The following is a 7,501-nucleotide window of genomic DNA, read 5'->3' on the forward strand; positions in this document are numbered from 1 at the left end:
CCACCGTATCCTCGACGCGCGGGTAAAACGACGTGCCGCAACCCAAGGGCGTAACATCAATTTTTTTTAATGGATAATTAAAATACGCCGCCAATTCATTTTTGGAGAAATCGGAGACAGTAAGCACCCGGCTGGCGCGACGCAGACTAGAGAGCATAGCTTTACGTAAATACCGCACCCGTTCTGGCGGATGGTACTCAGGACAGATAAAGATAGAAATATCATGGAAAGTAGTGAGCGAACGCGGCATGCCCACCGGCAGATAATAGTTCGGGCTGTGGTAAATATAATCGCGATAATCGCGCAGCGCATACCCCTGGTATAACGGAAACGCCAGCCGGTAAATTTCTATCAACGCGTTACGCCGTTGCAGCCATTGTTTCCAAGGCCGGGGAGGTAAATCCAACGCATGTGGGTAGTCCGGTAGGGAGGTCTGAACCCGCAGGCGATTAAAAAAATGCAGATTCTCCACTTCAGGCGTACACTCTAGCTGGTGCATAAGCTCCAATGCATAACGGCCAATCCCGGTTAACGGGTATTTTATCGCATCGGTAGCAAACATTATATTCATGCGTGGGATCCTGGTCCTGAAAGCGATTGGTATGGCGATGTCTCCGTTAGCCAAGCAATCGTTTTAACAGTCGCACCGCCCGTCGTGCGCTCGCACTTATTTATTCGAGGGGCAGGCAAGCGGTAACTGAGCAATCAACTGATGGATTTCATCTCCGGTGGCGGTTAGAGCGTCGGCCTCCAGACTGTCAATCTGAAGATTCGTATTAATGGCAGTCTCGTTCGACCATTGTGCCTTACAACGCTGCAGTTCTGCCACGATGGCGCCTGAAGAGCAAAGAATACTGTCTGTATAGCGGAACATCGTTCGTAGCCCAGCCGCCCCCTTCGGCGGACATGCCCCTTGCGTAGCCGAAAGCAGCGCCGCGGCAAACGTGTCATCGGAAAGCCAAAGTACCACTTGCGTTCCTGCCCTGACTAGAGCATCCAGCTCCGCCTGCTGCCTGGCGCTCACATTATTCTGTAGTTCGGCCACCAGCAGCACATCCTGCTGAGTGAAAAGGACCGGCACATCCTGCGCACGAGCGGGAGCAAGGCAGCCGTCCGGGTTGATCACGGCATAACGATAGCTGCTATTATACGAACAGTAGACGACGTATACCGAGTAATCCGATGGTGCTGCCGCCAGCAACATGGTTATCAGCTGGCGAGTACGGGCTGTCGTCGCCGTATCACCATGAGCCATGAGCGTAGTGGCATCAACCCATAACCTTGGCGTTTGCTCACTGAAGGAATTCTGCGCCAGCACCCAGGCTACGCCCAAGCGGTCGGTCTCTTGGTTTAACGTTACCTTTTCTGCTAGACAGCGGATGGCTTCGGCAGTGAATTGTCTGGCATCCGCCGGCAGCAACACCTGGCAGGTTATTATCCGTTCAAATCCTGCCAATGCCAAGTGGGCGGTGCGATCCCAGGAAAATTTTGCTGCCTGCGTCAGGGCATGGTCTTGCAACCTCTGATAAAAATCTTCATCCTCCAACGCACGTAACATACTATCACGCATAGCTTGAATACTCGTCGGGTCAAACATCGCCTCTGACCAACCAATCACTTCAGGCAAGCTGGTCGCATTCGACGAAATCGTCGGCGCGCCACAGCTCATCGCCTCTAGCGGCGGCAAACCAAAACCTTCATGGAGAGAAGGAAAAATAAACAGCTTACAAAGGTTGTACAGAGTGATTAAATCACTATCGGGCAAATAACCGGTAAACAACACTTGTTCAGACGTCAGCTCATATTTCGCGCACAACCGCTGAATTTGCGCTAGTTCGGCCGGACGGATTTTACAGGCCAGTACCATCGGACAGTCATTACGCAACGTTTCAGGTAATTGACTATAGGCTTCAATCAGAGCCTCAATATTTTTTCGCGGCTCGATCATGGCCAACGTCATCATAAAAGTGTCTGGCAAGTGATAACGCTGGCGGAAATCCTGCTTTTGCTCTGGAGTAAGCAAAAGTACGCGAAATTCCGGCTCTACGGCGGAGGAGATATTGATTACCCGCGACGGATCGATAGTGGTATATTTTTTCACCTCCTCAGCCGCTGAGGAGGAAATAGCGAAAATCGCGTCCGCGCGTTCATATTCATGTAATTTATTGGTATAGAATTGGCAGAAATTGATATCAGTCAGATAAGTTTCTGGATTCAATAGCGGGATCAAATCGTGACAGACGCAAACCGTGCGCCATTTAACCAGGTAGTCTGGGATCGATACGATATATTCATCTACATGCCCCTCAAAAAAACTGATGACGAACACTAAATCTGGATTGATATGGGCAATAGCAACATCGCGGCTAATATGCGCAGCGCAGTTACGTTCAGCGTTAGCGGCATCGCAGGCCGCCACCGGACCATGCGCGGAAAAGGTATAAATTTCATTGGCCGGCAATACATCTTGATACGCCTGACGCACTTCGCGGATATTGTCCAGAGAGAACATGTTATTGAGCAGAATACTTACCCGATGCTCGCCGGCATTTCGGATGATAGCTCGGCTCATCGCTAGCGTGCTACGGCCGATACCGCGATATTTACTTGCCGACTGCAGACCCTGGACGTCAATAAGAATATGCACTGATATTACCCCTTATTTTTCAGCTGCTGATAAATATTTCTCACCTCTTCAGGCACGCTGTCCATCTCGTTCAATTGTGCCAATAACCGCGCGCGTTGAGCATCGTATGTTGCCTGCTTCATCCTTTCCTCTATGGAATAAAAGAGTGGAAATAAACGCTGAAAAAGTTGCCGCGCCTGTAGGTAATATCCGCTTTTATGTAGAGTATTTATGATCCAAGATTTCAGTGCCGGGCACTGGTGAATCTGCGCATAACATGCTCGCAGCAACCGTTTGGCAGCATGGCGGGCACGGCTTTTGACACCATGTTGGCGTAGCAAATGGTACTGCAACCCCACATAGCGATAAGGGACCATCAAACGCCAAGATCGGCTGCTTAAAACAGCTGCCAGCCGATCTTCGCTGTCCCGATGACGCTCAAGCTGCTCGGCCATTTGCTGTTCGAGCATCTCGGTACGACGTAACAGATCTTCAATAGGGGTGCCATGATCGCCGCTTAGCAGTAGCGATACGCTTTCACTAGGCAGATGATGTATATGCAGTTGTAGTTGTTGCAGACCCGATTCCATGGCAGCGACCCAGAACTCCATTCCAGTCTCGTTCTCTGCACAGGTCGGCAACTGTTCGCGTTTCATAAATAGCGCCTGCAGCTTGGCGAAGGTTAAGGTCTGCGCTGGCTGACGCCAGGCTGCAAACAACCAGCAGCGAAAGGGTTCCGGCATATTGAACGGGCTAAGGGCAAAGGGGCGAAGCAGGTCAAGTTTTGTCGCTGGCGGATTGAACAGTTCGTTGACAAAAATAGACCAGGACTGAAAAAGATCGTATGGCCAGACACAATCGGTTTTTTCGCCCCCAATAGAGCCGTAATCGATGAGCCGCACCTCGCTTTTCTGATTGATAAGGACATTCCAACTGCGCAAGTCGTCATGATAAAGACCGGCCTGTTCCAAAAGCGTCAGTTGCTCCAACAGGTCGCCGATGATACGCGCCTTATCCAGAGAGTCTTCGCTCAATAACCGATCCCGCAGTAATTCTCCCTCTAGCCGTTCCGTTATCAGCCATCCCTCGCTGTCGCTTATGTCATGACCGAGCAATGCCGGTGCAATGAAGCCCGACGGCGGTGCACTAAGAAAGGCGCACTCGCGCCTTAGTTCGGCCTGATTGCGTTGATTTTCCGCCTCCAGCAGGCTACCGTCCGTCAGCTTGAAATTAATAACCTTGCAAAAATAGTTTTTGCCAAAATAGTAGCGGCGACTGCCGTGGTGGGCCCCTTTGGCCTCAGTATAAGGCGCATCACGCCAGTGCTCGATTACGTCACAATGCCAATCAAGAAACAGCCAATGATGACTGACCACGTACAGCGGGCGATAAATAGCGGAGAGATGCGTATTGAAACGCGCAATTTCGTGAAAGAAAGTACAATCGCGCAGCAATTCCCTCGGATCTTCCGGCTGGGAAGGCCCCCAATATAACGGTTCCCCGCGTAGCGCTAGCTCCAGGATCATCGCTTCGGTGCAGGAAGCGAGATGGGCTAGCCAGCGCTGCGTCCGCTCCACGCCGTGAAGATGAACGATGTGGTGAAACACGCTCAGGCCGATACCCAGATCATATTGACCGGGCTCCAAAACATCGATGACCTCCTCAATTCGGCCGATGGCGAAAGAGGCGTCCAAGTGCGGGTTTTCAGCGGCAAGTGCGCGACACACCGCAATATTTTTCTCCTGGAAATCCACGCCTTTCACGGTGGCGCCGCGTTCGGCCAGGCTCAAACAAAAGAAACCCTGGGCACAGCCCAGATCAAGCACTCGCAAAGGTCGGCTAAGCTTCGCGGCCAATTGATCATAGATGGCGCCAAGGGTATCAATGCGATCATAACAGTCTCGCGCCGCCGCCTGCGCCCATTCCGGATGCCCATAAATGGTCTGATATACCTCAGGAAGTTCTGCCACCAACTGCTGCACATTTTTACTCATTGCTTTAACATAGCCTTTTTATGAATGACTTTTAAATGTCGATGCCAGATCGATGAGACCCCAGAATTCCACCTTGCGGATGACGTGCAGCATGATTGCGTCATAACGCCGATCCAATGGCACCATCTCACCGAGGGGATTACCTGCAGAGATCCCGCAAGAGAGTAAGTAGTCGCCTTGATTGAGATTCATCAGGAAACTGAAAGTAAAGACTCTGACTTCCCCTGCTTTCACCGAAATATGCTCTTGGCCCTGAGAGCAAAGAAATGAATTCGTGCCGTATAAGAATAATCCTTCAAGATTTTTTATCAGCATTACCCGGCACTACGCTGTCAAAGTCTTGCTCAAACAACACATTGACATGCAAATCCGTTTGGCTATTACTATCAATGGCGACAGGGTAATGTTCGCCTCCCGCCTGAATATCGAAATCGATGATTTTCGCGCTGCCCTGCCCCCAACGATACTCTTCTGCTCTATAACCGCGGCGGCTGGAGAAGAGATCTCTTTGGTCGGTCAATATCAATCCCAATGAACCGTCCACCGGCGCCGTATCCGCTGCTGCGTCGAATTGTTTACCAAACAGCTCATCCAAATAGCGGTTGGTCACATCACGAGCTGTACCGTCAAGCTCGATGGCGCCATTCTTTAGAAAAATAGCGCGGTCGCAGTGCTTGACGATATCGCTGACATTATGGGAAACCAGCAACAGCGTAGTACCTTGTTGCTTAAAGTCGGCAATACGCGCAAAACACTTGGCTTGGAAGTGAGAATCCCCGACCGATAGGGCCTCATCTACAATAAGAATGTCCGGCCGCGACGCGGTCGCTACCGCGAACGCTAGCCGCATCTGCATGCCGCTAGAGTAGATACGCACCGGCCGATCGATATAGTCGCCGATATCGGCGAATTTTTCGATATCCACCATCAGGCTCGTTATCATTTCGCGACTATAGCCCATCATCAACCCGGACATATAGACATTTTGCCTGCCGGAGAAATCAGGATGAAACCCTATTCCCAGCTCCAGAAGCGCTGCAACACACCCGTGAAGGGTAATTTTGCCGGTAGTGGGTTTCGTGGTTCCGATAAGAAGCTTCAGCAACGTACTTTTGCCGGCACCATTAACGCCGACAACGCCTACCGACTCCCCAGACTGTATGGTAAACGAGATATCTTTCAGCACCCATTTTTTACTATGGCGCTCGACGGAAAGCAGCCCCATTTTTTCCACTAACCGCAGCCATTTTGAAGCGTAGTATTTATAGGCCTTGCCGACCTGGCGTATTTCAATACGGGTCATTAAATCTCATCCACAATATCGGCCGCGTGTCGCTGAAACATCCGCCAACCGATGGCAAACAGCACTAGGGATACAGCCTTAACCGGCGCCAGCGCCAGCCAGTTAGGCATGTGATGATAGAGCAAGACATTTTGATATGACTCCACCAGGGCCGCCATAGGATTAAAGCGCATCGCGGCGCGGGCCCATTCGGGAAGCGTACGCGCAGCATAGATTATGGGCGTAAACCAAACCAGAACTGCAGCAAAATGGCAACAAACTTCCTCACATCACGCATAAACACATTCATCACGCCTAATATAACTCCCAGACCAACGGTGAAAATCATCTGCACCAACAGCACAGGGATAATGGCAAAGAAGATCCAGCCGGGAAACGTACCGGAAACAACCATAAACAGTACAAATAGGGCAAGGATAATCAAAAAATTGATTAACGACGATACTGACACGATGATCGGCAAGCAAATACGTGGAAAATTAAGTTTCTTGAGGATGTTGGCGTTGTTGAGAAACACATTTACCAAGCCGTTTAACGTCTCAGTAAACAATCCCCATGTCAGCACGCCTGAGCACAGGTAAATACTGTAGGCGAAAGGGGTGCTCATATCAGGCATACGAGCGCGCATCAGCGAAGAAAAAACTAGTGTATAAACTGAGATCATGGCCACTGGCTGCAAAATCAGCCATAGAGCACCAAGAAAGCTGCTTTGATAGCGGGATTGAAAATCCCGGCGGATACTATCAATAATAAAGCCGCAGTAGCGGGAAATACTACCAAATAGGACATTGAGCATCAGTGCGTTCCAGTCAATATGGCAAGAATTTCCCGGGTTTTATCCTTCATCAGAGCAGTGTGTCACCCCGCGATTCGACATTCAACCGTACCACCGGTTCAGTATTGGAACTGCGCAGATTAAAACGCCAGTCGGCGAACACCACACTGATGCCATCGGTGCGATCGATTGACAGCGCCTTATCACGGTAATGATCCAGCACTGCGGCAATCGCCGCCGGCGCATCGACCAATTGGTGATTGATTTCACCCGAAGCCGGATAGGATCGCATACGCTCGCCCACCAGTTGGCTCAAGGATTGCCCCCGCACTGCCATCAGCTCCGCCACTATCAGCCAAGGAATCATCCCACTGTTGCAATAGAAGAAATCGCGAAAATAGTGGTGGGCGCTCATTTCACCGCCGTAAATCGCATTCTCTATACGCATGCGTTCCTTAATAAACGCATGGCCGGTTTTCGACATTACTGGCGTGCCGCCGGCGCGGATAACGATATCCTGGGTGTTCCAGGTCAGGCGGGGATCGTGAATGATCTTGCTGTCGGGATGCTTTTGTAAGAAAGCTTCCGCCAGCAAACTGACAATGTAATAGCCTTCAACAAGTCCCCCTTGCTCGTCGAATAAAAAGCAGCGATCGAAATCGCCGTCGAAAGCGATGCCCATATCGGCACCGGCGGCGTTTACGGCGTCGGTAGTATCCTGACGGCATTCAGGCAACAGCGGATTGGGAATACCGCTGGGAAAATGACCGTCCGGCTGGTGATGCACTTTAACAAAGGACACC

General features: G+C 50.8%; 3 protein-coding genes and 3 pseudogenes. All 6 read right to left on the reverse strand.

Features of this window, described 5'->3' with window-relative positions; genetic code table 11:
- Positions 1–571, reverse strand: a 571-nt coding sequence (locus BG74_RS18395; RefSeq protein ID WP_244267493.1) for a glycosyltransferase, incomplete at its 3' end; no start/stop codon positions are given.
- A 96-nt stretch (positions 572–667) separates the two neighbouring features.
- Positions 668–2,647: a glycosyltransferase family 4 protein gene (locus BG74_RS09075; RefSeq protein ID WP_066597984.1), complete on the reverse strand. Its 1,980-nt coding sequence runs from the start codon at positions 2,645–2,647 to the stop codon at positions 668–670.
- A 5-nt stretch (positions 2,648–2,652) separates the two neighbouring features.
- Entirely contained in the window at positions 2,653–4,620 is a 1,968-nt protein-coding gene (locus BG74_RS09080) for a methyltransferase domain-containing protein (RefSeq protein WP_066597986.1), read from the reverse strand.
- A gap of 18 nt (positions 4,621–4,638) precedes the next feature.
- Positions 4,639–5,923: pseudogene (locus BG74_RS09085) on the reverse strand (ABC transporter ATP-binding protein).
- Positions 5,923–6,719 (reverse strand): annotated as a pseudogene (locus tag BG74_RS09090) (ABC transporter permease). Before BG74_RS09090 ends, BG74_RS09085 begins: the two co-directional pseudogenes overlap by 1 nt.
- Positions 6,719–7,501, reverse strand: a pseudogene (locus tag BG74_RS18400) (phosphohexomutase domain-containing protein); the annotation flags it as partial. The pseudogenes BG74_RS18400 and BG74_RS09090, both read right to left, overlap by 1 nt.

The organism is Sodalis-like endosymbiont of Proechinophthirus fluctus (assembly GCF_001602625.1).
Lineage (GTDB): Bacteria > Pseudomonadota > Gammaproteobacteria > Enterobacterales > Enterobacteriaceae.

Bases quoted from the DNA above. Each gene is read 5' to 3' on its own strand.
- BG74_RS09080 (WP_066597986.1), bottom strand. From the start codon at position 4,620: ATGAGTAAAAATGTGCAGCAGTTGGTGGCAGAACTTCCTGAGGTATAT.